Genomic DNA, 25,915 nt, shown 5'->3' with positions numbered 1-25,915 from the left:
TAACCCTAGATGCCCACCGTCTCTCCGATGCGTCTCCGCCGCTTCCGCCGCGTCCCAGCACCTCAACAGCGCCGGTGAAGGGGGTTCTAAGCCTAACGTCAGACCTCCGCAAGAAGAAAAACACATCTTGCGCGTTTTTTTTGCGATTTCCTTTTTTATTATTTTATATCAATTACTTAAGCATTAAAAACTCCGCAGCCAAAGGCGCCGATTAGTGCAATCCAGGCGTCGGCTGACAAATCGCGCAAACAGGGCGTTATGGCCAAACTCTATATATAGTGAATCGTCGCCGAATGGGCACTAAATTCGCTCGAGTCGCGCTGCCCGAGTGAATCGTACCCGAACCCGATTCAAGGCACCCAACGACCCTCATGTCGTCAAAACGCTTACCCTCGAATCCAAAGGCTTGCGCATTCCCGGCGGATGCGGTCAGGTCTGGAAAACTGACAGGCTTTCACCCTCTGCCATGACACAGATACTTGCAGACACTTTCCCAATGATCCGAACCGTAGGCTATGACGGTCTGTTAATCTCGTTTGCCGACACGATGGCAGAACCTTCGAACCGAGCTGCATTGGCTTTTCGCAGCACGCTTGACGCCCAAGACTGGGACGGGGTTCTCGAAACATCGGCGTCGTTGGCGTCTGCATATCTGAGGTTTGATCCGTCACGGCTATCGCATGAGGATATCCAAAAGCGGGTGGCCGGACTTTTGAACCAACAGAATTGGTACGATGCCCCGATGCCAATCGGCCGAAAGTTCTGGCGGGTTCCTACGGTCTATGGAGGAGAGATGGCACCTCAGTTGGACGAAGCCGCCAAAGCCGCGGGAATGACTGCGAAGGACGCCATAGAAAGACTCAGCAATACACGCGTGCGCGTCTTGACCATCGGATTTGCACCCGGGCAACCCTATCTCGGGCCATTGGGCCCAGAATTCAACATACCGCGCCTCAAGGAACTGACCCCCATGGTACCAGAGGGTGCACTGGTATTGGCAATCTCGCAATTTGTTTTGTTTTCGGGGCCAACCCCAACGGGCTGGAGGCACATTGGTCAGACTGCATTTCAGTGTTTTCGCCCAGATGCGCTGCGCAGTTTCACCCTCAACCCCGGCGACGAGATGCAATTCGTGCCAATTGCGCCAGATGAGTTAGAACAAATCCGCGAGAACAATGCGGACGGCAAAGGCGGGGCAACCTGCCAGGAGATCGAAGAATGAGCCTGGCCGTTTTGCGCATTGGCCCAGCCTGCACAATTCAGGATCAAGGTCGAACAGGTGTGCTGGCACAAGGGTTGTCGCGGTCAGGTGCTGCGGATGTGAACGCCTTGCATGAAGGTGCCGCGCTTTTAGGGCAAAGCCCGACGCTCGCCGCCTTGGAAATGGCGGGCATGGGCGGTACTTTTGAAGCAATCCACCCGGTGAACATCGCGTTAACCGGCGCGCCAATGCAGGCCAGCATTGACGGCAGTTCGGTTGTTTGGAATGCCTCCTACCGGATGGAACAAGGACAGCACCTGACTGTCGGCGCAAACCTGAAAGGCAGCTACGGATACCTGCACCTCGGCGGTGGGATTGACGCGCCGGAACGCATGGGATCGCGGTCGGTGCACCTGACAGCCAAGATCGGGCACAACGTACAGGCCGGTGACATCCTCAAGGCTGGTCCCGAAGCGGGTCAAGCCGGGCGAAAGCTGCTGCAAGATGACCGGTTTTCAGGGGGGCTATTGCGCATCGTACGCAGTTTTCAAACCCCTCTTTTCGATCAGGATACGTTGGATCGGTTTACCCGAACGGCTTTCCACCGCGGGACGCGCGCAAACCGAATGGGCATGCAGCTGGAAAGTGACGGAGAAGGGTTCGCCGCAAAAGGTCAGTTGAACATCCTGTCCGAAGTCATAACACCGGGCGATATCCAGATGACCGGTACAGGCAACCCTTTCATATTGCTGCCGGAATGCCAAACTACAGGCGGGTATCCTCGCATCGCCACGGTGCTGCCATGTGATATCCCAAGGGCCGCACAAATCCCGGCGGGCGCAGAGATACGCTTCCAATTCGTCTCTTTAGAAGAAGCTGTTGCGCTACAGACTGCTTACACAGCCGGGCTGGCGCGTTTGCCCAAGCAGGTCGAAGCCCTGGTGCGCGACCCGCATGACATTCCGGATCTGTTGTCCTACCAATTGATCGGCGGAATGATCTCTGCCACGGACTAAGGAGTATTGCTGATGCCAAGCGTCGATCTGAATGCCGATATGGGCGAAAGCTTTGGCCCCTGGAATATGGGTGACGATGATAGCCTGTTGAAAATAATCACGTCAGCGAACATTGCCTGCGGGTTTCACGCAGGCGACCCGGACGTGATGGCGAAAACAATGACACTGGCCGCACAGAACGATGTCGGAATAGGTGCACATCCAGGCTTTCCTGATCTGCAGGGTTTCGGTCGACGCAACATGAAAATCCCTCATAACAGCCTGCGCAATCTGGTTAGATATCAGTTGAGCGCAACGATCGGCATGGCCAAAGCAGTCGGCACCCACGTGCGGCACCTCAAGTTACATGGCGCTTTGGCAAATATGTGTTCGGTTGATCTCGATATGGCCCGAGCTTGCTATCAAGGTGCGCTGGATGTCGATCCTGACATAATCATCATGGTTCTGGCCGTCACCAAACAAGAGGATGCTGTGCGAGAATTGGGTTGCAAATGGGTCGGCGAAATTTTTGCGGACCGCGCTTACAACGACGATGGCACTCTTGTTGACCGCAGCCTGCCAGGGGCTGTGATCCATGACCCCGACATCGCTGGCCCTCGCATATTGGACATGGTCCGGGAAGGCGCGATCATAACCGAAAGCGGCCAGCGGCTGGAAACCTCTATCGATACAATCTGCCTGCACGGCGACGGGCCAACAGCTGTCCAAATCGCGCGCTCGGTGCGCGAGAATCTGATTGAAGGCGGGGTCGACGTCACAAAGTTCATCCGCTGACCACACGCGCTTAAGACAGACGAATTGCCTGTGGGTAGTTGCCGGGGGTAGCCGGGCAGAATAGCATGATCGCAAGTACATGTTCTGAATACCACAAATCCCGGCAACGACCGGCTGCGCGCAATCGCAGCTTGGGCAAGGAGGTAGCTTTATGTCATTTGATCTGATGTCTTACGAACCGCGCGGCGACAAAAAGAACTCGGACTTTTTCACCGAGTATTTGCCGAAGATCTATGAACGTCGCATAAGTTCCGGCATCGCAGATCAGGTCGGCGCGATGCGCGCGATTGTTCTGCAGGTCGAAACGGACGCGCTGTTCGACACTCTGGTTGAGCTCTACGTGATGACCCCATATCGTCATACGTCAAGCTATCTGGGGCAAACCCACAAATTTTCGGTTTTGCATTCTCATCCGGATTTCCCAGCTCTGATCTTGATGGCCCCGCTCAGCCCGACTTTCGAAGACTTTATCCCGCGCATTAACCGCATGTACCCCTTGGCGCGTAACACCCCGCAAACGCGCTACGTCGGTGAGGTTTACGGCGCGACCGACCTAAAAACGCTCACCAATACGCTGGAAGATCAGAACATTCGTTTCGAATACGCGGGCGATACCGAAAACCCATTTTACACATTGGATGGACTCCGGTTCACCACGCCGTCTGATTTCACCTGCAACCGTGTGGGATACTCCACGCTGGACTTCAATGACACTGACAGCCTTGGTCTGGGTGACCGGGTATTGTTGAGCGACACGGAACAAGCGCGCCTTGACCAAGCAGCTGCTTTTGGCGCGGACAGCAATATCGCACCACTGATGCTGGGGATTGACCACCTTGCCACGCGCGTTCTGGCTGGTGAGCGTGAGGATGCGATCCTCGAGTTTCTGACGATGGTGCCCTACTACTTTTGGGGTGCGTACAACATCTTTGACATGAACTCGTCGACCAATGTGAACCGCAATCCAAATGTCGACGACGACAAAAAATCACCAGCCAAGGTCTTTACGGCCAACAACACGCCGTCCTTTGTGAATTCCTTTGCCAAACTCCCCATGCCGACCGAGGATTTCGTCCGCAACTTTGGGCGCCGGTTGCACCACATGGCCGTCGAGATTCAGGATGGTGACCATGGCGCGGGCGAAAAGAATGTCGATTTCGTGGTGAACACCCTCAAGGACAAGGGTGTTCCGTTTCTGGCGCATGTCGTAGGTGAATGTAAGGACGACCCGAACCTGAAACAGATATTCTCGAAACACTCGAAAAACACGCTGCTGATTACCGAATACATCGAGCGCTGCCATAAATACGATGGCTTTTTTACCAAGGATAACGTGGCTGCTCTGACCGCCGCGGCCGGACAGGACGAGCAATACCAGCACGGCCATGTGTTCGATTGAAAAAAGGCTGTGGGAAATCCCACAGCCCAAGTCCAACAGGAGAAAACGTCGGGTCTTATGACGGCCCGATCATGAAACAAGTCACGTTTCTGGCCTGCAACCGCCGGCACGCCAAATCGGCCTGCTCGCGTGTCATGCCTTGAAAGGTCGCGTCGAAACCGCGCGGGCTTTGGTTCACCTTGCGCAGCGTCCCTTCCAAGGTCGTCATTTCGGTCAGCGCTGTCTTCAGCAGAACCTTTTCAGCCTCGTAACGGGTGGTGTAGCGGCCCACGTTGACGCCCCACAAATGGCCACCCGACGTTGAAAGGCGGGTTACGATTTCCTGTTCAGGCTCAGGTTCGGTCGCAGCAAGGACAACATCATTGGGTCGTGATGCCGGACGCACTGTGTCTTGGCCGGGCTTCTGAATATCAGCGGCGGCAATCGCTGCGGCAATCCCATCCTGAATGCGCGCGCGGTTTGCAGCGGCTGTGGCGGCCACTTTACCGGCAACCTGAACGGTCGCGCCTGCACCAGGTCGAAGCACGGGCCGCAAGCTGGTCGTGGGCGCAGCCTCCAAACGCGCGACCTGTGCGTTCAGCCCTGCGTTTCCTGCGTAGGCCGGGCGGGACGGCTTACGGATCGGAGCCCGCGACGGCGCCCGCCGGAAACCCATATCCAGCAGTTCGGCCACTTTCGCGTTCCGCGATGCCCCGGACTTGCCACCAAACACGGTTGCGATGATGCGCTCATCTTTACGCTTGGCTGACGCAACCAGGTTGAAACCGGCGGCTCTTGTGTATCCCGTCTTGATGCCGTCCGCCCCTTTGTAAGCAGCCAGCAATCGACGGTTGGTGTTCGGAACGGTCTTGATCCCCGCATGGGTCGATGTCCGCGAGAACAGGTTGTAGTATTGCGGGTAATCATACAGCAGATGACGTCCCAGCGTCGTCATATCCCGGGCAGTCGACAGGTGACCGGATTCCGTCAGACCATGCGCATTTTTGAACGTTGTACGGTTCATGCCCATGGCTTTGGCCGTTCTTGTCATACGACGTGCAAATGCCGCTTCGGAACCACTGATTGCAATCCCGATTGCGGTGGCTGCGTCATTGGCTGACTTTACCGCCGCAGCACGTATCAGATAACGAAACGCGATCCTTTGCCCTGTGCGCAAACCCAGTTTGGACGGGGGCTCGGCCGCAGCCTTCTTTGTGATACGGACTTGCGTGTCCAGCTCGATTTCACCGTTTCTGACGGCTTCGAAAGCGATATACAGCGTCATCATCTTGGTCAGCGATGCCGGGTGCAATCTGGTATCAGCATTGCGAGAGTGCAGCACCTCACCAGTACGTGCATCAATGACCATCGCAGCATAAGGTGCCGCGTAGGATTGCATGGGCGCAAAGGAAAGCAGCCATACCAACGCTATAAGAAATAAGCCCATTCGGGCCGGAACTGTCCGCCGAACCTGCACGATCTTTGCCTCTGTCTACCTCGCGCCGCCGGGTTTTCCCGGTCAGCAATTCATTTATTTTATTAACAACTAGGCTAGCACAGAGGCCCCATGAAAGAAACCGAAAGCTGCGTGTTTCGCTATTTCGTTATTGGCTGGATCAGCCACTATATCTAGCAATTCACGCCTGAGGCGCTACCAGATCGGCGACGATCCTAGTGGACCAAATGACCGGCACATCATTTTTTGCAAACTGATACCAAATGGCAACATCAGCCAATCGCCCGAATAAAACCTGCCAGCTCGCCCAAATCACGCAGCTCCTTGAAACGCGGAGACTCTGTTGGCGTCTCAGCCTTCTCGATCTCCCACACCAATCCGTGGGGAACGTAAACGCCCCAACAACCGGCTTGAATCGGGGCCACGACATCGGATCGCATCGAGTTACCCACCATCATTGCCGAGGACGGCCCGTCCCCGTGGCGTTCAAAGATGTCGCGATAGGTATTCGCGGATTTTTCCGAAACGATCTCGACCTCGTCAAAAAGCTCTCCCAATCCGGATTGAGCCAGCTTGCGCTCCTGATCAATAAGATCACCTTTGGTAATCAGGACAACTTTGTGGGTCGCCGAGACCGCTTCGATGGCATCTTTTGCATGGGGCAGTAGCTCGATCGGGTGGGCCAGCATATCCTGCCCGGCTTCGATCAGTTGCCGGATAACCGATGCCGGGACACGGTCGTCCGTCACTTCGATGGCCGTTTCGATCATCGACAGGACAAAGCCTTTGATTCCATACCCATAGTGCCGGATGTTTCTCTTTTCGGCTTCTAACAGGCGATCCAGAAGATGATCGGGTTCCGCGTGATCTGCCAGCAGTTCCGTGAAATAGGCTTGGGTCAGCTGGAAAAACCGCTCATTATGCCAAAGGGTGTCATCTGCGTCGAACCCGATCGTTGTCAGCTTTTCTGGCATTGCAAATACGTCCTACTGGCTCTTTTCTCCGACCCGTTCAACGTTATATAACCGCTCAGATAAACCGAAGCCTGAATCGGACAATTGCGCGCGATGTTTGAAAACCAATGGATCATGTCCGACAAAGAGGACGACGATGGTGACTCGTCCCTTCTGGTGCAGACGCGCCCGAAAACCAAGCGTCCGCCTTTGTATAAGGTGTTGCTTTTGAATGACGATTACACGCCGATGGAATTCGTCGTTCATGTGTTGGAGCGTTTCTTTGGAATGACCCACGCACAAGCGTTTGAGATCATGCTGACGGTTCACAAAAAGGGCGTCGCCGTGGTGGGCGTGTTCAGTCATGAAATCGCCGAGACAAAGGTTGGCCAAGTAATGGATTTCGCCCGCAGGCACCAACACCCTCTGCAATGCACAATGGAACGGGAAGAATAAGGCCCGCTTCGGTCGAAAACGATAATGTCCCCTCGCCTTGATCTTGCCCTTCACAGCGGCCTTGCGCTGGCCGAACCGCTGACCGTGATCGGGCCAAACCCGGGGCACGACCTGTCGGCATTAAGCCGTTCAACGCAGATTGTGCAGCCCTTCAAACCTTTTCACGACCATTTCGCAGAACAAGGTTTTGCGGCAGTCGCGGACGCGCAAGAACCTTGCCAGGACGCCATCGTTTTCCTGCCTCGGGCCAAAGCCTTGGCCCGCAGTATGGTGCATCAGGCCTGCAAGCGCGCAAACCGGTTGGTTGTTGTAGATGGTGCCAAAACGGACGGCGTGGACAGTTTGCTGAAAGACATTCGCAAGCGCGTCGATATTGAGGGGCCCATTTCCAAAGCACATGGCAAGATTTTCTGGTTCCAATCCGCGCCTGATGCTTTTCAAGACTGGGCTGCCCCGGACAATCAGAAAGTCGACGGGTTCATCACGGCCCCCGGCGTCTTTTCCGCGGATGGAGTAGATCCGGCCTCTGCCCTGCTGCTGGAAGCTTTGCCTGACAAGCTTGGTGCGCGAGTGGCCGACTTGGGCGCTGGTTGGGGGTTCCTGTCGGCTGCGGTGACCAAAAGAACAGAACTGCGCATCTTGCATCTGGTCGAAGCGGACCATATCGCGCTGACTTGCGCCCGACGCAATGTCATCGACGAACGGGCCAATTTTCATTGGGCAGATGCAGTGTCCTGGCGGGCACCCGAACCGCTGGACACCGTGATCATGAACCCGCCCTTTCACACTTCGCGCAGTGCGGACCCAGCATTGGGTCAGGGTTTCATCATATCCGCGGCGCGGAACCTGGCAAAACATGGCAACCTCTGGATGGTCGCTAACCGTCACCTTCCATATGAAACCACGCTCAGCGACAGCTTCGCTCAGGTCGAAGAGGTAACCGGCAACAATCGGTTCAAGGTTTTTCACGCCTCTCGCCCTCGGCGGTGATCCCGGTTAACCTGCGTAGCAACTCAGGAGACAACGCATGTCATTTTCCATTGCCGGCAAAACTGCGATCGTGACCGGCGGCGCCAACGGTGTCGGGCTGGCCATCGGCCGCCACTTTGCGGATGCGGGCGCTAATGTAATGTTCGCCGACATGGATGAAAAGCGCCTGGCAAATGAGTTGGGTGAGCAAGCCGACGACAGCAACATTCGCTTTTTCGCTGGGGACTTGCGCGAGAAATTGACTATCGCCAACCTTCTGTCCGCCACGATCGACGCGTTTGACCAGGTGGATATCCTGATCAATGGCGCGCGGCAGGTGATCCCTTCTGATCCGCTGGACACAGAAGACGAGTCGGTCAAAACGTTATTGAACCAAAACCTGATGCCAGCTTTGCGCCTTAGCCAGGTAGTTGCCAAGCGCATGATAAAACAGGCGGGCGACGATGAAGGACCAGCGGGTTCGATCATCAACCTGTCCTCGATCGCGGCACGGCGTACACACCCCGACCTGATGGCCTATTCGGTTTCCACAGCGGCACTGGATCAGATGACAAGATCACTGGCCGTGGCGTTTGCACCGAACCGTATTCGCGTGAATTCGATAGCACTTGGATCGGTCATGAGCGCATCACTGCAATCGACCTTGAAGGAAAACCGCGACTTCCGGGACGATATCGAAAAGCACACCCCTTTAGCCCGTATCGCAGCCCCGACCGAGCTTACTGAAACCGCGCAGTTTCTGGCCTCTGACGCGGCGGGGTTCATCACTGGGCAAATTCTGACCATAGACGGGGGGCGCACGCTGCTGGACCCCGTCGCAGCCCCGGCGCATTAAACATATGTTTGAACAAGAAAAAACCACCGCTTCTGCATGGTTTCGCGAGTTGCGGGATCAAATCGTAACCGCCTTTGAGGCTCTGGAAGACAGCCACGAAAACGGCCCCTTTTCGGACGCTGCACCTGCCCGGTTCGAGGTCAAGGAAACACAGCGTCAGTCCGAAGACGGCTCTGACGCCGGTGGGGGGTTGATGTCGGTAATGCGCGGCGGACGGGTGTTTGAAAAGGTCGGTGTCAACGTCTCAACGGTATATGGAACCTTGGGGGATCGCGCACAGCAGGCGATGGCAGCTCGCAAGGGTATACCCGGCATGACTGAAGACCCTCGTTTCTGGGCTTCGGGTATCTCGCTGGTTGCCCATATGCAAAACCCGCATGTTCCGGCTGTGCACATGAACACCCGGATGTTCTGGACCCCTCACGCTTGGTGGTTCGGAGGGGGGTCGGACTTGAATCCTTGCATCGAATATGACGAGGATACCGCCCATTTTCACGCCACCCAAAAGGCGCATCTGGACCCGCACGGGCCGGGGCACTACCCGCGGCTGAAAGACTGGGCGGATGAGTATTTCTATATCCCTCACCGCAAGCGCGCCCGCGGTGTCGGTGGCATTTTCATGGATGATTACTGCACCGGCGATTGGCCCGCAGACTTTGCACTGACGCAAGACATTGGTCGAGCGTTTCTACCTGCGTTTTTGCCCTTGGTCGAAAAACGCAGAGTGCAGAGTTTCGACGAGGCGGACAAAAATACCCAATTGGTGCATCGCGGGCTCTATGCCGAATACAACCTGGTTTACGACCGGGGTACCAAGTTCGGACTAGAGACGGGGCACGACCCCGACGCCGTTCTTATGAGCCTGCCGCCACTGGCAAAATGGGTGTAAGCACCGCTCAGAATCCAAAGTCCATAAAGTTGTCGAAACAGTAGCCTTGGGCCGAAGCCGCCGAGAGGTTCGCGCCCACGCGTTTTACAGTCACCGAATAACTCGGATTGGTATCCACACCTTCGGGGGCTGTCAGTGAAAATTGTACAGTGCGGTTTTGTTTTTCATAGGCCCGAGTGATGTATATCCGCTGTGTTGCTTTGGTTCTGAGGGTACGGATCGCGTAATCCCCGATGCCGCACCAATACGCGACCGGAGCAGACGTTCCACTGGTCGAAACTTCGTAAATCCCGTTGCCCTTATCGGCGACGTTGATTCGAATTGCAGGGTTGAGTCTGAATCCAACACCAACGGCCTGAGACAAACCCGGCAAACAAATAAGGATGGCCAGAAGCGCCACTTTGAATAGCTTCATGTTTCATTCCACTCTGGCCATTGGGGCCAGACTATTTCGTCATCGTGAAGTCAATAAAGCTATCATAGCACAGTTTCTCAGCAGACAACGTGCTTATGTTCTCTCCGACTCTTCTTACGCTGTGCGTGTGCCCCGGAGCGGTATCGACGCCCGCAGGTGGAACGAAGGTACGTCTGACGAATTGGATTATTGTGATCCAAGATCGCACTGGACCACGAACTCCATTTTGAAAACGTAACCTAAACGAAAAACTGCCGCTAATGCTGGCCCTTTTTTCTAGTCAGAAACGACGCGCCCGCCGACATCGTCAGGTGCCAAAGCAACGGTTTTGATAACCGCAAAGCACTGCATTCCTGCCGTCAGACCAAGGGTGGAAACAGAACGGCGTGTAACGCGGGCCAATACCGTCCCGGCGGCAGATTGGACCGAAACGATCGCACCGGGGCCCTCACCAGAACGAATAGTGTGAACAGTGCCTGAAAGGACGTTCAACGCAGACAAGCCTTCTGGCCGTTTGATCGACAAGATGACCTCTTGCGCCGGAATGCGAATACGCAGCTTGGCCCCAACCTGATGCGGGATACGTGGCAGAAACAGGCTAATGCCACCAGCGTCCAATTCCGTCAGCCCGTCCGCATGGTGTTTCAACACCTGCACCTGCAAAACGGCCCCGACAGCCCGGATACCTGCGGGCGCAACCGATGGGTCAGCCAGAACCTCAGAGGCGGGACCGTGGCGTACAGCTTTGCCATCTTGCAGGGCAACAACCGATGTTGCCAGTCGCGCAACCTCAGCCGCGGAATGGGTGACATATAGGATCGGGACAGAAACCTCATCCCTGAGACGTTCAAAATACGGCAATATTTCCGATTTTCGCGCGTCATCCAGCGCGGCCAACGGCTCATCCGCCAAGATCAGGCGCGGGTTTGCCAGCAGAGCGCGTCCAATCGCAACGCGTTGTTTTTCTCCGCCCGACAACCCGGCAGGGCGACGATCAAGTAGACGACCAATGCCCAACATCTCAATCACTTTGTCCGGGTTTTCCTGCCGCGCCGTCTTTGGCGCAAACCACCGGCCATAAAACAGGTTCTGGCGTACTGTGAGATGCGGAAAAAGACGTCCTTCTTGAAAGATGTATCCCAAACGGCGTTTGTGCGGTGGAAGCCAAAGACCTTTGGCGCTGTCAAACAGTTCCCACCCGTCCACGGCGACCCGGCCCGCGGCAGGTTTCAGCAACCCGGCCACCGCATTGACAACAGTGGTTTTACCCGACCCTGATCGCCCGAAGAGTACCGTCACGCCGGGCGGTGCATCAAAGCTGAGATCCAGTTTGATGTCGGGTAAATCATGCTGCATGCGAACAGATAAGCTCATGACCCGGCCACCCGCGCTGCGACGCGTCGACTGACGACCTCGGATAACATAAGAGCCCCCATCGCGATCACGATGGAAATAACGACCAACCTTGTCGCTGCACCCTCACCACCGGGAACCTGCAAGAACGCGTAAACAGCTGATGGCAGTGTCTGGGTCTGCCCCGGAATGTTGGACACAAAGGTAATCGTCGCACCGAATTCTCCCATGGCTTTCGCAAAAGCCAGAATGGCGCCCGCAATCACACCCGGCAGGATCATCGGCAGTGTGACCGTGATGAACACCATCAAACGGGATGCGCCAAGCGTTGCCCCGGCCTGTTCCAATTTGGGATCAACCGCTTCGATCGACAATCGAATTGCCCGGACCATCAGAGGAAAGGCCATGATGCCCGCAGCTAGCGCCGCCCCGGTCCATCGAAAGGCCACCACGATCCCAATCTCGGCCAGTAGTTTTCCCAACGGACCTTGAATACCGAAGGTTAGCAACAACAGATAGCCGGTCACAACGGGCGGCAGGATCAGCGGCAAATGCACCAGCCCGTTCAGAACTTGCCGCCCGGGGAACCGCCAACGCGCCAACGCATAAGCGACGAAGACACCAATTGGCAGCGTAACCAGCGTTGCCCAAAACGAAACACGCAACGATAGTTTCAACGCTTCAAGTTCTTCTGGTCCGAGCCAACCCATGCGTTACCCGCCCGGCAGGGCAAAGCCCTGATTTGCAAACACCGCCCGTGCGGCGTCGGATTGCAGAAAATCCAGAAATTCCTGTGCCGCGGGTGGCGCAGATGCAGTCACGGCCGCCGTGTAAACAATTGCAGGATGCAGGTCTGCGGCAAAGTCCGCCAAAACCCGAACTCGGGTTTCGACCTGAGCGTCCGAGCGGTAGACAATCCCCAAAGGCGCAGCACCGGTCGCAACTAACGCCAACGCCGCACGAACGTTGTCCGTTTGCGCGACCTTGTCCTGAACGCCATCCCACAGACCCAAGCTCTGCAACGCGGCCTTGCCATAAATGCCGGCGGGAACAGCATCAACCAATGCCATCGCCAAATATCCACCGGCCAAAGCACCCGGCAGATCCGTCTGAGGAGAAAGCGCATCAATATCTGGCCCAGCATGACCGCCAATCAGAACAAGCCCATTCCCCAGCAGATCGACTCTGGAGCCTGATTTGACCAACTCCTGCTGTTGCAAGAGGTCCATCCAGTCGGCATTCGCGGATATGAAGACATGCGCCGGTGCGCCCTTTTGAATTTGCCGGGCCAATACCGAGGACGCCGCAAATGACACCGTAACATCATGGCCGGACTGCAATTCGAATTCCGGGGTTATTTCGTCCAGCGCGTTTTTCAAACTGGCCGCAGCGAACACCAAAAGGCCCTCCGCTTCCGCGCGAAGAGGGGCCAGAGTAAAAGCACCCAAAAAAGCCGCAAAAACAGCGCGGCGCAGATGTGACAGGATCATTCCATCCCACCCCGAAAATTAAGGTCCCCCCGGGGATATCTGAGCCGACAGGGGGCACGCAAGCTTCTATGAGTATTGTGCGGGTGCAGATAGCCGAGAATGAACAAATAATTACCTGTGCAAGGTGTTTTCCAGTCGTTGAAACGTCCCCAATGTCGCAAACGGTATTGATCCTGCAGCGCGCCACGTGGATGTTGCCCATAAACCAAGGACAGGACGCCCGATATGCTGCACACCACACCCGGTTTGATAGAAGCGATCCGCTCCCGATTTGCCCATGTCGAAACATGCCCATTTCAGGGTCCGCGTATCTTTTTCGAGAACGCAGGTGGCGCGCTGACGCTGAACTCCGTGGTTGAGACCTCAGCCAAATTTGCAGCAATTCCTGACAACCAGGGGCGCGATAATGTGGCCAGTCACGCCTTGGTGGATATCATCAACAAGGCAAAGGAGGATTTGTCCGTATTCATGAACGCCCCAACCGGACAGTTTTTCGTGGGCGAAAGCGGAACCGAGCTGCTGTTTCGAATGATCCGCACGGCTTGCGTGAACGCGCCATCGGGCGGAAAGGTTATTGGCAGTTCCATCGAACATCCTGCTAGCCGCAGCGCTGCGCATCGCTGGGCCGAAATCGCAGGGTTGGAATACGTCAACGTCCAGCACAATAGCGAAACAGGACTGGTCACGGCTGACGCCTATCTGGCCGCAATGACGCCCGACGTGCAGGTGGCGACGATCGTGCATGCCTCGCCTGTCACAGGGATGGGAATGGATGTGGCTGCTATCTCGCGGGCAATTCGTGAAATCTCTCCCGACTGTTTTATCATCGTCGATGGTATTCAACATGCGGCTCACGGTCAGTTGGACATCAACAGCTATGAAGTCGATGGATATGCGATCTCACCCTACAAGGTTTTCTCTCGTCATGGTTTCGGCGTTGCCTGGATATCCGATCGCTTGACGGCCCTCCCTCATGATCAACTGCTGGACGCGCCCACTTCGGGGTGGGAATTTGGCACACGGGACACGGGATCTTACGCGACTATGTCGGACGTGGTGGATTACTTCGACTGGCTGGGCACGCAAGTATCCGACACACCCGACCGCCGCGCGCGGATCGAGGCGGCCGGTCGGGCTATCCACGCCTATGAAACACATCTGACGAATGCGATGATCAACGGCACTGGCAACCTGCCCGGGTTGCGCGATATGGACCACATCTCGATCCTTGCCGGAGCAGACAACCCTGCCCGCGAAGGTTTGGTTTCGATCGTTGTGAAAGACCTGCCCGCAGCCGATGTCGTGGGTCGCCTGAATGATCAAGGGATTCGCACACATATCCGTAAGGCCGACCATTACAGCGGCAATGTGCTCAACCCGTTAGGGCTGAAAGAATGCATTCGCATATCCCTGTGCCACTACAATACGGAACAGGAAATCTCGCAGTTATTGTCTGCACTACAGGAGATGGCCGACTAATCTGAAGTTTCCCAGAATAAATTGCACCAAACCCTCTTGCGCCCGCGCTCAGGCTTGGATACATGCACCGTCACGGGTGATTAGCTCAGTTGGTAGAGCGCTTCGTTTACACCGAAGATGTCGGGAGTTCGAGTCTCTCATCACCCACCATTCCCCTTAAAACCTATCTAACGAATCCAATTCGGCCAAACGAATTGCAACCGATTGCAAAACCGGTGCAGTACTGCATAGTATCTGTGCTATGAAATCATCCGCTGAATCCTTCGCAAGCCCTTGGTGTTCACTGTGGTCGTGACCCTGAAAGAAGTCGCCGCACTGGCGGGTGTGTCACGTTCGGCCGTGTCCCGGACGTTTACTGAGGGCGCGTCGGTCTCGGCGAAAACACGCAGCAAGGTCGAAAAAGCAGCGGCCGAGTTGGGGTACAGCCCGAACGCGTTGGCGTCGTCCCTAACAACAGGGCGCACAAAACTGATTGGGTTGATCTCGAACAACTTCCACAATCCGATCTTCCTTGAGGTGTTCGATCAATTCACCAGAGCTTTGCAGGAACGCGGTTTGCGTCCCTTGATTGTAAATCTGACAGACGAAACCGAACCCGCAAATTCGGTTCGCATGCTGCGCCAGTATTCTGTGGATGCGGTGATTGTGGCCTCGTCCACGTTGCCGCCCAGTTTTGCAAAGGCGTTTCATGACGCAGGTGTCCCGGTGGTGCATACCTTCGGGCGGTCTGCCACATCGCCAGAGGTTCATGTTGTTGGCATCGACAATGTTGAGTGTGGCCGTATGGCAGCACGCGAACTAACGGCGCGCGGCTACCAGCATGTGGGTTATCTGGGCGGTCCCAAAGATGCCACTTCGGCGATGGACCGGTACCAGGGCTTCATGGAAGAGGTTGAAAAGCACCCGGGGCTTGCCGTCTCGCATTCATTTGCCGGGGCTTATTCTTTTGAGGCCGGTCGCGCCGAAATGTTGCGTTTGCTGGCGGAAAATCCGGCTGAAGGGTACTTTTGCGGCGACGACATTCTGTCGATCGGAGCACTTTCGGCATTGTCGGATCACAACCTTCGCCCCGGACAGGACATCGGGATCATTGGGCTTAATGATATGGAGATGTCACGCTGGGAAAACGTGAACCTCACTACGATTCACCAGCCCATCAAACAGATCATTACCTCTTCGGTCGATCTGGTCGAAGAGATGTTGAAAGATCCCGATCGCTATCCTGAAGCCCGCATATTCCCATGTCGTGTGATCGAACGCGGAACACTGCGACCTCGGTCGTAATCAACGAAACATCGGCGGGCGCGCATCCATCCAGGCACTGGCGTTTTTGGCCGACGCAACCGCTGCATGAACGGCTGCGATCGAACGAACGCCATCCGCTGGCGTTGGCAAGCCGTCGCGATGTTCGCCACGTATCGCATCGGACAAGTCGCAATAGATATTTGCAACGGCCAGTGGGAAACCTTCGGGATGCGCGATGGCCACACGCGAAAGGCGCTGCGCGTCGTCGTGCAAACCACCCTCACCTTTTTCGATGATCTGCGTCCGACCGCCGACCGGAGTGTAGATCAGTTGATTGGGTTGCTCAGACGCCCAGCGCAAACCACCCGTTTCACCAAACACTTGGATATCAAATCCATGCTGGCGTCCGATCGCCACGGACGAGGTCCACAAGCGCCCAACCGCCCCACCTTCGGTTCGGAAATTGACCATTGCGTCGTCTTCCAGTTCACGGCTGGGAATGGTCGACGCCATATCGGCGGACAGCGTCTTGACCTCGTCATCGCTGATGAAACTGGCCATATGCAACGCATGAATCCCGCAATCGGCAAACTGCCCGGACAGGCCAGCCATCGCCGGATCATAACGCCACCGGACCCGCGGATTGTCGGCATCAGTTGCATCCCCGTGGTGGCCATGGCTGAAATTGGTGACAATCAGGCGGACTTTGCCGATATCACCGGAGCGTACCATTGCACGGGCTTGCCGAACCATCGGATAAGCCGAATAGCAATAGTTCACAGCGCAGATCTTGCCCGACGCTTCGGCCACCCGGACAATCTCTTCCCCCTCTTCAACCGTCATGGTCATGGGCTTTTCGCAAAGGACGTTAAAGCCAGCCTCAAGAAAGGCTTTGGCGATTTCGAAATGCGTTGAGTTCGGCGTCGCAATCGTCACCAGGTCAATCCGGTCGGAACAGTTCTTTTCACCGGCCAGCATCTCTTTCCAGTCGCCGTAAGCGCGATCGGATGCGACCCCCAGCCTTTGCGCATATTCCCGGCCGACGTCCGGCCGGTGATCCAATGCGCCAGCCGCGAACTCAAACAAACCATCCGCCTGTGCCCCTAACCTGTGCGCAGGCCCGATCTGGCTGCCTTCGCCACCTCCTATCATGCCCCATTTCAGCTTTGCCATGGTCTTAGTCTCTCGTCCGTGTTTGGTGTTTCGCGTCGATCAGAAGTTGCCAACATTTTGCCAGGTCTGTTGATCCGAGGATGCAAGGGCCGCCGCCAATACGCGGTTAACCTCGTGACCGTCCCGGAATGTGGGCCAAACGCTCTGACCTGCTTCGATGGCCTGCAAGAAATCCTTGGCCTCGATAATTATCTGGTCCTGATAGCCAGTGCCATGCCCGGGCCCCTGACAGAAGGGTTCATAATCCGGATGCGCAGGTCCCGTCAGAATCTTGGTGAATCCGCGACCGGCCTCGGGGCCTTCGCGTCGGTATAGCCACAGCGCATTCTGATCCTCCTGATCAAAACGGATGGCCCCTTTTGTCCCTGTCACCTCATAAGCGTAGCCCATCTTGCGCCCGGTCGCGACGCGGCTGAAATACAGATTGCCCATGACGCCATTTTCAAAACGGCACATTATCTGAGCATGGTCGTCGTTGGTGACCTCTCCGCCCGGGCGCGTCCGATGCACAGTTTCCACGTCAGCCATGACGCGGGCGATCGGGCCAATCAAAGCCAGCGCGCCGTTGACCATGTGCGGCGCAAGATCGCCAATCGTTCCGTTTGCCATACCAGTGGTACGCCAGGTCGCCGGGGCCTGAGGATCGGCATAAAAGTCCTCGGTGTGTTCACCGCGAAACCACGTGACGTCGCCAATCTCACCCTGAGCAATCAACTGCCGCGCGAATTGGCTTGCAGGGGTACGGATATAGTTGAAGCCAACCATATTAACCGTCCCGGCGGCTTCTGCCGCGGCAACCATTGCGCGACTGTCATCAAGGGATGCACCCAAGGGCTTTTCACAGAAAACCGGCTTGCCAAGGGCAAAGGCTGCTTCGGCAATCTGACGATGTGTGGACTGCGGCGAAGCAATTACAACGGCCTCGACCTTTGGGTCGTTTACCAACACAGACCAATCATGTGTGCTTCGGTTGAATCCAAAGGCCGTCCTGTAACGTTCTGCGCTGTCATGAGACGATGCGCAGATCATCTCCAGTCGCGGTCGCAACGTGGTATTGAACACCGCCCCAACCGCCGCCATCGCAACGGAATGGGCCTTGCCCATATAGCCGCCACCAACGATTCCAATTCCGATTTCAGGCATTTGCAACGGCTCCGAACAATGTATTTGCAACCGGTTGCAAAATGAGTATCGTGTGAATCGATTCAACGCAAGGACCAACGATCCTTGCCTACCCCTTTTTGCCGGAGGACCAGACGTGAGCACTTTGATGGACGGTATCAAGGGAAACCGGTTTGCCGTCTTTGGACGCGCAGGCATGGACTTGTTTGCCGATCCGATTGGCGTCAAAAGCGAGGACGCCGGTAGTTTTCACGCAGATCTCGGCGGGTCCTCGGCCAACATCTGTGCAGGGCTGGTCAAACTGGGCAGCCACGCCGCACTTGTCACGTCGGTCTCGGACGATGCGGTAGGTCGTTTTTGCATGAACCGGCTTACTCATTACGGCGTGGACACCTCTTTCATACGGGTGGTGGGGGGCGAGTTCCGGACATCTTTGGCGATATACGAAAGCTGCACCGAGAATTTCCAGAACGTGATCTACCGCAATGGCGCGGTCGATTTTCAAGTAACCGAAGACGACATGGACAAGGTCGACTACACCGCGTTCACAGCCGCCATTTCCGCCGGAACCGTATTTGCGGGCGAGCCCTCGCGCAGCGCCACGTTTCGCGCCTTTGACAACGCTAAAAAAGCCGGGTTGCCGGTTATCTTTGACATTGACTACCGACCATATAGCTGGCCCTCACCGGACGTGGCCGCCGATGTTCTGTCGCGTGCGGGTGAGGCCAGCGACCTGATCGTCGGCAATGATGAAGAGTTCGGATTCATGGCCGGCGGCATCGACAAGGGCTTTGCCAAGGCAAAAGAGCTGGCCGAGAAACCTGGGCGGGTTGTCATATACAAGATGGGTGAAAAAGGGGCCGTTACGCTGGCTGACGGGCAAGAAATCGAAACCGGAATTTACCCTGTAGACGCCATCAAACCCGTCGGTGCCGGGGATAGCTTTATGGCGGGCCTGCTGGCGTCGATCGCGGCTGGACATCCCCTAAAAGACGCAGTCATGCGCGGATCCGCCTGCGCATCAATTGTCGTGTCCCGGCCCGGTTGCTCTCCGGCTATGCCCACGACTGCTGAACTGGATGCTTTTCTTGCGTCCCACCCCGGTCCGACGACCTAGGAGGTCCCATGCATATCGCCCCTTATGACAATCAGAACAAACCCATCGTCGATGCCGAAGATCCGACGGTGCCCCTGAACTATTTCAACATCGTCAAACTCAAACGCGGTGAAGCGTTCGAATACCAGGTGCCCGGTTATGAAACCTGCATCGTTCCGGCAACCGGCTCGGTCGATGTCGAAATCGAGGGGGTGCAGTTTCCAAAACTGGGGAACCGCGGCGAAGATGTATGGGATGGTGAACCCGAAGGCGTGTACGTCCCTGTCGGGGCCAAGGCCCAGATGGTCTGCGTGTCCGACACGGCCGAAGTTTTTGTAGCCGGTGCCAAATACGACAAGGTCCTGAACCCGTTCGACGTACGAGAACATGATCTTATTCAGTACGGCAGCGACGACACCAAAACGCACCGTAAAATCAAGCACATCCTCGGCCAGAAACAGCATGACAAGGTCGGTCGCCTTCTGGTGAGCGAGCTGTTTACTGTCGGTCAGGGTGGATGGTCGGGCTTTCCCAGCCACAAACACGACACCAACCGTCTGCCAGACGAAACACGCCACGACGAGACCTATAATTTTCGCTTCAAACCCAATTGGGGCTCGGGGCTTCAGATGTTGCAACGCGAGGATAACGCGCCCGGCGATGCCTATCACATCGTCGACGGATCAACGATCTGCATCGACAATGGGTATCATCCGTGCTGCGTTCTGCCGGGGTACGAGATGTATTATTTCACCATCCTCGGCGGCCTGACGCAGCGATCATTGGTGCAGTATTTCCAGCCCACCCATGCCTATCAAATCGAAACGATACCGGGCATCAAAGACATGATCGCCAAGTTCAAATGACGCTGGTCACATTGAAAGATGTTCTGACCCCTGCCTATGCGCAAGGCTACGCGGTCGGTGGGTTGGTTACGTTGGGCTGGGAAGACATGCGCGCCTATGTGGCTGCGGCTGAGGCTGAAAACGCCCCCGTCATTCTGCAGGCAGGCCCAAGTTGTCGCGAGCACACGCCTCTGCCGATCTTGGGAAAAATGTTCAGGCATCTGGCCGAAAACGCCTCGATCCCGGTCGTGGCACATCTGGATCATGGCTACACGTTTGAAGAATGCAAGATCGCACTGGAGAGCGGCTTTACATCGCTGATGTTTGACGGCTCCAGAAAGCCGCTTCAGCAGAACATTGACGAAACCGCCGCAATCGCCGAAATGGCGCATACGGCTGACATCTCCTGCGAGGGAGAGATCGGTTTCGTCGGTTATTCGGGGGGCGAGGGGTCAGCTGGCACTGATCCAAACGAAGCCGCGCAATTCGCGCAGCAAACCAGCGTTGACGCGATGGCAATTTCTGTTGGCAACGTCCACCTGCAGCAAGACAAAGAGGGCGGGTTGGACGAGGTTCGCATCGCTGAAATCGACGCTCTGACCCAAGTGCCTTTGGTGATCCACGGTGGATCGGGTGTGCCGGTTGAACAACGCAGCAGGTTGGCCCGCGAAACTTCAATCTGCAAATTCAACATCGGGACCGAGTTGCGCATGGCCTTTGGCGCGGCCCTACGGGATGCCGTGAACCACGATCCCGACCGGTTCGACCGGGTGGCAATCCTGAAGGAAACGCAAAACCCCGTCGAAGCCGCCGCACGGCTGGTAATCCGCGCCTTTGGTGCTCCGCCAATGCGTTAGCGTGCAGTTGGGCGCGGCCTTGTGCTAGACGTCGCGCTCCATGATCCATTCGACCTCAGGCGCAGGAACAAAGCGCCATTTCCGCAAGGGTCCTGCCATAACATTCAGGTAATACATCTCGAACCCATATGGGGCCCCACATGGATGATGGCCACGCGGAACGCACACGACATCCCCATCGGACACGGCCATTGTTTCATCCAACTGCCCGTCATCTGTATAGACACGTTGTATTCCAAAACCATTCGACGGGTTCAGCCGGTGGTAATACGTCTCTTCCAGATACGTAATCCGAGGAAAGTCGTCCTCATCGTGGCGATGGCTGGGATAAGAGGACCAGTGGCCATTCGGCGTGAACACTTCGGTCACCAGCAGACTGTCGGCATAGTCTTCGTTTTCCATGGCAATGTTGTTGATGTGGCGCGTATTCACCCCTTTGCCACGTTCGGTCAGAGTGATGCCATCCGGCCCAATCCGACGCGCCGCGTGACCGCCTTTACCGGGGGCCGAACAAACGGCCATGACGCAATCGGTTTCAGCCACCGCCTGCCACTCGGTTCCGTTCGGAAGGTAAAGACAATGCGGCGGCGTCTTTTCAAACACATCCATTCGGTCGCCAAGAACGCCCCAATCCTGCCCTGCTCCGCTGATGCGGGCCTTGCCTTCAACCATTACCAAAATGACTTCGCGATCACCTGTTACTTCGGACGCGGCATCCCCGGCGCGCAAGTGGTAAAGCCCAAATCCGACATAGCGCCAGCCCGCATTGGCCGGAGTTATGTCATGCACTTTGCCCCGGGTCCCGAAAGGCTTTTTGAGCAGGTCCGCCATATTGTATTCTCCTTGGTGGGCAGGCTTGGCGGCCTGCCCTGTTTTCACTCAGGCAGCCTGACGTGTTTCAAGTGCAGCCAAAGCTTCGGCAAGTTGCGTTTCGGTCCAACCAAGCGAGACAGCCTCGCGCAAAATATCCGCCTGACTGGCTGGCGCGTTTCCACCAATCGGTGGGTCTGTATCAAGATTGGTCGGGAATGGGTAACCTTCAGCCGTTGCCGCGATAGCCGCATCCAGTTCCAACCCGGTCAGGTCTCCGCGTTGTTTCAGCGCGATCAGCGAAGGAAAGACTGTCTGTGTCATTTCCCTGCGATCGATGGCCTCCATCGCACGACCGAAGGCTGAAGAGATCTGCAGAAGGTTCGCCATGCGATGGATATCATTGCTGCGGTTTTCCCCAGCAGCGTGGAACAGGGCAGGATTAAAAAACACCGCGTCGCCCTTTTCCAACGGCAGTTGAAAATAACTGGCTTCAAAGTGGTCCCTATAGGCTGCGTCATGAAACGCCAGATACCCGGGTGGATAAAGCTGAGAAAACGGCAGCAACTTTGTTGGGCCGCTTTCCACCGGCATATCGCAATGCGCGACCGCGCCCTGCAGCGTCAGGGTTGCCGTTACAAGATGCGCATGCACTGGGTATTGCGCCGCACCTTCAGCGTTTTGAAACCCCAGGTGATAATCACGGTGCGCCTGTTGCGCCTGACCGCCGGGTCGCACCTGATTTATCTGTGCCGTCACCTGATAGTTTGGCCCCAGCCACGCCTCGCATGCGGCTGCAATCGCCGTGTTTCCGAAGTACAAAGCAAAGCCCTCGGGATCCCGCAGGCACTGTTTCTGCAACGCGTTCCAAACGCGATCATTCGCCCCGGATGCAGCGAAATGGTCGCCTTCTCCGGCATCGCCGGCACGCTCTTCGGCTATGATCTGTCGAAATACATCCGTCGCGCGGTCGATCACGGTGGTATCCGCAAAAGCGCCCTTGAGCGCGATTACCCCGGCAGATGCGTTCAGGACATGGCCCCATTCCGCCAAAAGCCCCTGGCGCGCGTCCCCGTCTTCCAACATCGGACGCAGCGCATCCATGTCGTAGACGGGCACGTTTTTCTCAATAGCAGCGGCATGCGGCACAGTCTGCGCCGTGAGGTTCTGAGAGGTCAGCACCTTGAATTCGTCCAGATCACAGGACTCTCGGTCAAAATATCCGACATATCCAAGTTTCTGACTTACCATGATAATCTCCTTTCTCATGGCGTTGGTGCTGCCCAATAGGACGGGTTGTTAAGCAGTGATTTCCAATCCAGCCTCTCCGCAGACATCGACAATGTGGTCGTAGCCCATTTTGGAATACTCATAGGGCGGTGCCTTGGCTGGGTCTTGCTCAGCTTCGACCACGATCCAACCACTGTAGTCCATCGCCTTCAGCGCGTTCGCCACAGCCTGAAAATCAATGCAGCCGTCGCCGGGTACGGTGAATGCGCCTGCAATCACGGCATCCAGAAAACTGCGATTGTTCTCGCGGGTATCCTGCACCACATGTGGGCGAATGTCCTTGAAATGCACATGATGCACGCGGTCGCCCCAACGGTTCAACGTGGACAGCACATCGCCACCGCCAAACAGCAGATGACCTGTGTCAAAGCACAGCTTCACCTCGGGACCTGACCCCTCCATCAGCCAGTTCACGTCGTCTTCGCTTTCGATGATCGTGCCCATGTGATGGTGATAGGCCATCGGCATGCCCTGATCCGCCATCCACTTGGCCAGTTCCGTGATCTTGGCTGCGTAGGCCAGAACCTCATCTTTGGGCAGTTTGGGGCGGTCATTAACCGGCGTTTCGATCTGGCCCTGCACGGTGTTCGAACATTCGGCATAGACGATGCAAGGACTGTTCAGCGCCACGAATTGCTCGACCTGTTCGCGCACGACGTCGCGTTCGGTGGTAAAGTCGTTCACCAGCGACGCGCCCGAGCACCAGCCACCGCAGAGCGCTATGTCATTTGCCTCAAGATAGGCACGCAGACCTTCGGTATCACCGGGCATCCGCTGACCGCGTTCGACGCCGGTATAGCCGATCTGACGCGACTCTTTCAGCGCCTGCTCCATCGTGTAAGCAGCCGTCAGATCCGGCAGATCATCATTCTGCCACGCGATCGGAGAAATCCCGATTTTAACGCTCATTTCGTATTTCTTTCCTTGATCGCCAACTCATAGGCCGCGCGTTTTTCGTTCACTTCGGGGCGGATGCTGACCTCGGGCACTGCAACCTCCCACCACGTGCCGCCATATTCGGTCGAGGGGTAAGGATCGGTGTCGATAACAACCACATACGGCCCCTTTATGTCAGCGCGCTTGGCCAGCGCGTCCTCGAGCTCTGCAATCGAGCCGACCTTGACCGAGGTCGCCCCCATCGCCGCCGCATGGGCGGCAAAGTCGATATTGGACGGGTTCTCATGCACCGCATGGTCCAGCAGATTGTTAAACTCGGCCCCACCTGTGCCCATCTGCAAACGGTTGATGCAGCCAAAGCCCCGGTTGTCCGTGATCACCACGGTGAAGGAGACGCCCATCATCGCAGCCGAGGCCATTTCGGAGTTCGCCATCATATAGGTGCCGTCGCCGGTGAAACAGATCACGTCGCGCTCAGGCTCAGCCATTTTGATGCCCATGGCGCCCGCGATCTCATACCCCATGCAGCTAAAGCCGTATTCCATGTGATACGCACCGGGACGCGGGGCTTTCCACAGTTTGTGCAACTCGCCCGGCATGGTGCCAGCCGCGCACATCACCACCGTATCGTTATGCGAGGCGCGCTGGACCGCGCCCACAACCTGCATATCCGTCGGCAGCGCGTTCCCGTCGCCGGGCGCATCGGTCAGCTTATCAACCTTGCCATACCAATCGGCCTTGAGCGTGTCCGACACTGGATCGGCGCGATAACCTTGCAAAGCCGCGCCCAGCTCGTCCAGACCAACGCGGGCGTCGGACTGCAACGGCATCGCGCCGTGTTTCTCGGCGTCATAGGCATTGGTGTTCAGACAAACGATCTCACGCTCGGGGTTTGAGAACAGGCCCCATGACCCCGTGGTGAAATCCTGCAGCCGCGTACCGACTGCCAAAACAAGATCGGCCTCGGCGCAAGTCGCGTTTGCCGGCTCGCCCCCGGTGACACCAACGGGCCCGAGGTTCAACGGATGATCCCAGGCCAAGGCTGACTTGCCCGCCTGCGTTTCGGTGATCGGAATGTTGTGCATTTCCGCGAAGCTTTGAAGCGCGTCCGTCGCGTCCGAATAATGCACACCACCCCCAGCGATGATCACGGGGCGTTTCGCGGACTTTATCGCCGCGACAGCGCGGGCCAGTTCCCCTTCATCCGGGCGGATACGTCGCTGATACCAGACACGGGGTTCAAAAAAGCTTTCGGGATAGTCGTAAGCCTCGGCTTGCACATCCTGACAAAAGGCCAGCGTCACCGGACCGCAATCGGCCGGGTCGGTCATCGTACGAAACGCGCGCGGCAGCGCAGTCAGCAGATGTTCGGGCCGCGTGATGCGATCAAAGTAACGGCTGACCGGGCGAAAACAGTCATTCGCGCTGATCGTACCGTCACCAAAGCTTTCGGTCTGTTGCAAAACAGGGTCTGGACCGCGGGTGGCAAACACGTCACCGGGTAAAAAAAGAACTGGCAAACGGTTTACATGAGCAAGCGCGGCGGCTGTCACCATATTTGTCGCCCCAGGTCCGATCGACGACGTCACAGCCATGGCCCGTGTGCGACGCATCTGCTTGGAATACGCAATCGCACAATGCGCCATGGTCTGTTCGTTGTGGCCCCGATACGTGGGCAAGCTGTCTTTGACAGCGTGCAAAGCCTCGCCCAGCGCGGCCACGTTGCCGTGACCGAAGATGGCCCAAACACCCGCGATAAAGGGCTCTCCGGCTTCGTTCATCTGCGCACCAAGATAGCGCACCAATGCCTGTGCCGCAGTCAGTCGGATTGTCTTTCTCATTCGTGTTTCCTTTCAACACAAGGCCTTGAACGGCGTTCCGTTGAATTCCAGTTT

General features: G+C 56.6%; 26 protein-coding genes and 1 tRNA gene. 15 read left to right on the top strand and 12 right to left on the bottom strand.

Translation table 11 applies throughout. The features are described from left to right. From ACR0BD_RS19275 to ACR0BD_RS19255, 5 genes are all read left to right on the top strand, one after another. A partial coding sequence (locus ACR0BD_RS19275) for a hypothetical protein (protein ID WP_480832855.1) occupies nucleotides 1–215 on the top strand: 215 nt, incomplete at its 5' end. 251 nt (nucleotides 216–466) lie between these two features. After that, complete coding sequence (locus tag ACR0BD_RS19270) at nucleotides 467–1,222, top strand: 5-oxoprolinase subunit B family protein (protein ID WP_480832853.1); 756 nt, start codon at nucleotides 467–469, stop codon at nucleotides 1,220–1,222. Continuing rightward, the gene (locus ACR0BD_RS19265) at nucleotides 1,219–2,217 is read left to right on the top strand and encodes a 5-oxoprolinase subunit C family protein (protein WP_480832852.1); all 999 of its coding nucleotides are present in this window, start codon (nucleotides 1,219–1,221) and stop codon (nucleotides 2,215–2,217) included. The genes ACR0BD_RS19270 and ACR0BD_RS19265 overlap by 4 nt, the downstream gene beginning before the upstream one ends. 12 nt (nucleotides 2,218–2,229) lie before the next feature. Then, nucleotides 2,230–2,991, top strand: a complete 762-nt coding sequence (locus ACR0BD_RS19260; protein ID WP_480832850.1) for a LamB/YcsF family protein — start codon at nucleotides 2,230–2,232, stop codon at nucleotides 2,989–2,991. Nucleotides 2,992–3,142: 151 nt separating this feature from the next. Next, nucleotides 3,143–4,390 carry a hypothetical protein gene (locus ACR0BD_RS19255; RefSeq protein ID WP_480832848.1) on the top strand — a complete coding sequence of 416 codons (1,248 nt, stop codon included), beginning with the start codon at nucleotides 3,143–3,145 and terminating at the stop codon, nucleotides 4,388–4,390. A 55-nt stretch (nucleotides 4,391–4,445) separates the two neighbouring features. Here ACR0BD_RS19255 and ACR0BD_RS19250 read toward each other — a convergent pair whose 3' ends face one another. Together ACR0BD_RS19250 and ACR0BD_RS19245 are read right to left on the bottom strand one after the other, a co-directional pair. Further along, complete coding sequence (locus ACR0BD_RS19250) at nucleotides 4,446–5,816, bottom strand: D-alanyl-D-alanine carboxypeptidase family protein (RefSeq protein ID WP_480832847.1); 1,371 nt, start codon at nucleotides 5,814–5,816, stop codon at nucleotides 4,446–4,448. A gap of 281 nt (nucleotides 5,817–6,097) precedes the next feature. Continuing rightward, nucleotides 6,098–6,799 (bottom strand): HAD family hydrolase, encoded by a 702-nt coding sequence (locus ACR0BD_RS19245; protein WP_480832845.1) that lies wholly within the window; start codon nucleotides 6,797–6,799, stop codon nucleotides 6,098–6,100. Nucleotides 6,800–6,892: 93 nt separating this feature from the next. On the opposite strand from ACR0BD_RS19245, the gene clpS reads away from it, so the two are divergent. From clpS to hemF, 4 genes are read left to right on the top strand one after another with little or no spacing between them, the layout of a single operon-like run. Then, nucleotides 6,893–7,234 carry an ATP-dependent Clp protease adapter ClpS gene (gene clpS, locus ACR0BD_RS19240; RefSeq protein WP_480695029.1) on the top strand — a complete coding sequence of 114 codons (342 nt, stop codon included), beginning with the start codon at nucleotides 6,893–6,895 and terminating at the stop codon, nucleotides 7,232–7,234. A 24-nt stretch (nucleotides 7,235–7,258) separates the two neighbouring features. Next, nucleotides 7,259–8,224, top strand: a complete 966-nt coding sequence (locus tag ACR0BD_RS19235) for a class I SAM-dependent methyltransferase (protein ID WP_480832843.1) — start codon at nucleotides 7,259–7,261, stop codon at nucleotides 8,222–8,224. Nucleotides 8,225–8,261: 37 nt separating this feature from the next. Beyond that, nucleotides 8,262–9,059, top strand: a complete 798-nt coding sequence (locus ACR0BD_RS19230; RefSeq protein WP_480695033.1) for an SDR family NAD(P)-dependent oxidoreductase — start codon at nucleotides 8,262–8,264, stop codon at nucleotides 9,057–9,059. Nucleotides 9,060–9,063: 4 nt separating this feature from the next. Then, nucleotides 9,064–9,948 (top strand): oxygen-dependent coproporphyrinogen oxidase, encoded by an 885-nt coding sequence (hemF, locus tag ACR0BD_RS19225; RefSeq protein WP_480832841.1) that lies wholly within the window; start codon nucleotides 9,064–9,066, stop codon nucleotides 9,946–9,948. Between the two features lie 7 nt (nucleotides 9,949–9,955). Here the strand turns inward: hemF and ACR0BD_RS19220 are convergent, their stop codons facing one another. The 4 genes from ACR0BD_RS19220 to modA all read right to left on the bottom strand — a co-directional run bounded on the left by ACR0BD_RS19220 (nucleotide 9,956) and on the right by modA (nucleotide 13,206). Continuing rightward, nucleotides 9,956–10,363, bottom strand: coding sequence for a hypothetical protein (locus tag ACR0BD_RS19220; protein WP_480832839.1), 408 nt, complete (start codon nucleotides 10,361–10,363; stop codon nucleotides 9,956–9,958). A 276-nt stretch (nucleotides 10,364–10,639) separates the two neighbouring features. After that, nucleotides 10,640–11,737, bottom strand: coding sequence for a molybdenum ABC transporter ATP-binding protein (gene modC, locus ACR0BD_RS19215; RefSeq protein WP_480832837.1), 1,098 nt, complete (start codon nucleotides 11,735–11,737; stop codon nucleotides 10,640–10,642). Continuing rightward, nucleotides 11,734–12,426 carry a molybdate ABC transporter permease subunit gene (gene modB, locus ACR0BD_RS19210; protein ID WP_480695041.1) on the bottom strand — a complete coding sequence of 231 codons (693 nt, stop codon included), beginning with the start codon at nucleotides 12,424–12,426 and terminating at the stop codon, nucleotides 11,734–11,736. Before modB ends, modC begins: the two co-directional genes overlap by 4 nt. 3 nt (nucleotides 12,427–12,429) lie before the next feature. Continuing rightward, entirely contained in the window at nucleotides 12,430–13,206 is a 777-nt protein-coding gene (modA, locus tag ACR0BD_RS19205) for a molybdate ABC transporter substrate-binding protein (RefSeq protein WP_480832835.1), read from the bottom strand. Nucleotides 13,207–13,431: 225 nt separating this feature from the next. Between modA and ACR0BD_RS19200 the strand changes: the two genes are divergently transcribed. The 3 genes from ACR0BD_RS19200 (at nucleotide 13,432) to ACR0BD_RS19190 (ending at nucleotide 15,969) form a co-directional block, all read left to right on the top strand. Next, nucleotides 13,432–14,685, top strand: coding sequence for an aminotransferase class V-fold PLP-dependent enzyme (locus ACR0BD_RS19200; protein ID WP_480832833.1), 1,254 nt, complete (start codon nucleotides 13,432–13,434; stop codon nucleotides 14,683–14,685). A gap of 74 nt (nucleotides 14,686–14,759) precedes the next feature. Next, nucleotides 14,760–14,835, top strand: a tRNA-Val gene (locus tag ACR0BD_RS19195). 135 nt (nucleotides 14,836–14,970) lie between these two features. Continuing rightward, complete coding sequence (locus ACR0BD_RS19190) at nucleotides 14,971–15,969, top strand: LacI family DNA-binding transcriptional regulator (RefSeq protein ID WP_480832859.1); 999 nt, start codon at nucleotides 14,971–14,973, stop codon at nucleotides 15,967–15,969. Here the strand turns inward: ACR0BD_RS19190 and ACR0BD_RS19185 are convergent, their stop codons facing one another. Both ACR0BD_RS19185 and ACR0BD_RS19180 read right to left on the bottom strand, forming a co-directional pair. Then, nucleotides 15,970–17,103 (bottom strand): Gfo/Idh/MocA family protein, encoded by a 1,134-nt coding sequence (locus ACR0BD_RS19185; protein WP_480832831.1) that lies wholly within the window; start codon nucleotides 17,101–17,103, stop codon nucleotides 15,970–15,972. 39 nt (nucleotides 17,104–17,142) lie between these two features. Beyond that, nucleotides 17,143–18,246, bottom strand: a complete 1,104-nt coding sequence (locus tag ACR0BD_RS19180) for a Gfo/Idh/MocA family protein (protein WP_480695049.1) — start codon at nucleotides 18,244–18,246, stop codon at nucleotides 17,143–17,145. A gap of 127 nt (nucleotides 18,247–18,373) precedes the next feature. On the opposite strand from ACR0BD_RS19180, the gene iolC reads away from it, so the two are divergent. Genes iolC through ACR0BD_RS19165 form a run of 3 tightly spaced genes read left to right on the top strand, consistent with a single transcriptional unit; the run spans nucleotide 18,374 to nucleotide 21,023 of the window. Further along, nucleotides 18,374–19,342, top strand: coding sequence for a 5-dehydro-2-deoxygluconokinase (iolC, locus tag ACR0BD_RS19175; protein WP_480832857.1), 969 nt, complete (start codon nucleotides 18,374–18,376; stop codon nucleotides 19,340–19,342). A gap of 8 nt (nucleotides 19,343–19,350) precedes the next feature. Beyond that, nucleotides 19,351–20,187, top strand: a complete 837-nt coding sequence (locus tag ACR0BD_RS19170; protein WP_480832829.1) for a 5-deoxy-glucuronate isomerase — start codon at nucleotides 19,351–19,353, stop codon at nucleotides 20,185–20,187. Then, nucleotides 20,184–21,023: a class II fructose-bisphosphate aldolase gene (locus tag ACR0BD_RS19165; protein ID WP_480832827.1), complete on the top strand. Its 840-nt coding sequence runs from the start codon at nucleotides 20,184–20,186 to the stop codon at nucleotides 21,021–21,023. The genes ACR0BD_RS19170 and ACR0BD_RS19165 overlap by 4 nt, the downstream gene beginning before the upstream one ends. A 24-nt stretch (nucleotides 21,024–21,047) precedes the next feature. Here ACR0BD_RS19165 and iolB read toward each other — a convergent pair whose 3' ends face one another. From iolB to iolD, 4 genes are read right to left on the bottom strand one after another with little or no spacing between them, the layout of a single operon-like run. Beyond that, nucleotides 21,048–21,854 carry a 5-deoxy-glucuronate isomerase gene (gene iolB / locus ACR0BD_RS19160; protein WP_480832825.1) on the bottom strand — a complete coding sequence of 269 codons (807 nt, stop codon included), beginning with the start codon at nucleotides 21,852–21,854 and terminating at the stop codon, nucleotides 21,048–21,050. A 48-nt stretch (nucleotides 21,855–21,902) separates the two neighbouring features. Further along, on the bottom strand, nucleotides 21,903–23,084 hold the full coding sequence (locus ACR0BD_RS19155) for a phytanoyl-CoA dioxygenase family protein (RefSeq protein WP_480832824.1): 1,182 nt from the start codon (nucleotides 23,082–23,084) through the stop codon (nucleotides 21,903–21,905). A 48-nt stretch (nucleotides 23,085–23,132) separates the two neighbouring features. Continuing rightward, nucleotides 23,133–24,032, bottom strand: coding sequence for a myo-inosose-2 dehydratase (gene iolE / locus ACR0BD_RS19150; RefSeq protein ID WP_480832822.1), 900 nt, complete (start codon nucleotides 24,030–24,032; stop codon nucleotides 23,133–23,135). Next, nucleotides 24,029–25,861, bottom strand: a complete 1,833-nt coding sequence (gene iolD / locus ACR0BD_RS19145; protein ID WP_480832820.1) for a 3D-(3,5/4)-trihydroxycyclohexane-1,2-dione acylhydrolase (decyclizing) — start codon at nucleotides 25,859–25,861, stop codon at nucleotides 24,029–24,031. The genes iolE and iolD overlap by 4 nt, the downstream gene beginning before the upstream one ends. Between the last annotated feature and the right edge of the window lie 54 nt (nucleotides 25,862–25,915).

This window comes from Ruegeria sp. G5 (assembly GCF_056533365.1).
This window is presented reverse-complemented; position numbering and strand designations above follow the sequence as displayed.

Bases quoted from the DNA above. Each gene is read 5' to 3' on its own strand.
- ACR0BD_RS19270 (WP_480832853.1), top strand. From the start codon at position 467: ATGACACAGATACTTGCAGACACTTTCCCAATGATCCGAACCGTAGGC.
- ACR0BD_RS19265 (WP_480832852.1), top strand. From the start codon at position 1,219: ATGAGCCTGGCCGTTTTGCGCATTGGCCCAGCCTGCACAATTCAGGAT.
- ACR0BD_RS19260 (WP_480832850.1), top strand. From the start codon at position 2,230: ATGCCAAGCGTCGATCTGAATGCCGATATGGGCGAAAGCTTTGGCCCC.
- ACR0BD_RS19255 (WP_480832848.1), top strand. From the start codon at position 3,143: ATGTCATTTGATCTGATGTCTTACGAACCGCGCGGCGACAAAAAGAAC.
- ACR0BD_RS19250 (WP_480832847.1), bottom strand. From the start codon at position 5,816: ATGGGCTTATTTCTTATAGCGTTGGTATGGCTGCTTTCCTTTGCGCCC.
- ACR0BD_RS19245 (WP_480832845.1), bottom strand. From the start codon at position 6,799: ATGCCAGAAAAGCTGACAACGATCGGGTTCGACGCAGATGACACCCTT.
- clpS (WP_480695029.1), top strand. From the start codon at position 6,893: ATGTTTGAAAACCAATGGATCATGTCCGACAAAGAGGACGACGATGGT.
- ACR0BD_RS19235 (WP_480832843.1), top strand. From the start codon at position 7,259: ATGTCCCCTCGCCTTGATCTTGCCCTTCACAGCGGCCTTGCGCTGGCC.
- ACR0BD_RS19230 (WP_480695033.1), top strand. From the start codon at position 8,262: ATGTCATTTTCCATTGCCGGCAAAACTGCGATCGTGACCGGCGGCGCC.
- hemF (WP_480832841.1), top strand. From the start codon at position 9,064: ATGTTTGAACAAGAAAAAACCACCGCTTCTGCATGGTTTCGCGAGTTG.
- ACR0BD_RS19220 (WP_480832839.1), bottom strand. From the start codon at position 10,363: ATGAAGCTATTCAAAGTGGCGCTTCTGGCCATCCTTATTTGTTTGCCG.
- modC (WP_480832837.1), bottom strand. From the start codon at position 11,737: ATGAGCTTATCTGTTCGCATGCAGCATGATTTACCCGACATCAAACTG.
- modB (WP_480695041.1), bottom strand. From the start codon at position 12,426: ATGGGTTGGCTCGGACCAGAAGAACTTGAAGCGTTGAAACTATCGTTG.
- modA (WP_480832835.1), bottom strand. From the start codon at position 13,206: ATGATCCTGTCACATCTGCGCCGCGCTGTTTTTGCGGCTTTTTTGGGT.
- ACR0BD_RS19200 (WP_480832833.1), top strand. From the start codon at position 13,432: ATGCTGCACACCACACCCGGTTTGATAGAAGCGATCCGCTCCCGATTT.
- ACR0BD_RS19185 (WP_480832831.1), bottom strand. From the start codon at position 17,103: ATGGCAAAGCTGAAATGGGGCATGATAGGAGGTGGCGAAGGCAGCCAG.
- ACR0BD_RS19180 (WP_480695049.1), bottom strand. From the start codon at position 18,246: ATGCCTGAAATCGGAATTGGAATCGTTGGTGGCGGCTATATGGGCAAG.
- iolC (WP_480832857.1), top strand. From the start codon at position 18,374: ATGGACGGTATCAAGGGAAACCGGTTTGCCGTCTTTGGACGCGCAGGC.
- ACR0BD_RS19170 (WP_480832829.1), top strand. From the start codon at position 19,351: ATGCATATCGCCCCTTATGACAATCAGAACAAACCCATCGTCGATGCC.
- ACR0BD_RS19165 (WP_480832827.1), top strand. From the start codon at position 20,184: ATGACGCTGGTCACATTGAAAGATGTTCTGACCCCTGCCTATGCGCAA.
- iolB (WP_480832825.1), bottom strand. From the start codon at position 21,854: ATGGCGGACCTGCTCAAAAAGCCTTTCGGGACCCGGGGCAAAGTGCAT.
- ACR0BD_RS19155 (WP_480832824.1), bottom strand. From the start codon at position 23,084: ATGGTAAGTCAGAAACTTGGATATGTCGGATATTTTGACCGAGAGTCC.
- iolE (WP_480832822.1), bottom strand. From the start codon at position 24,032: ATGAGCGTTAAAATCGGGATTTCTCCGATCGCGTGGCAGAATGATGAT.
- iolD (WP_480832820.1), bottom strand. From the start codon at position 25,861: ATGAGAAAGACAATCCGACTGACTGCGGCACAGGCATTGGTGCGCTAT.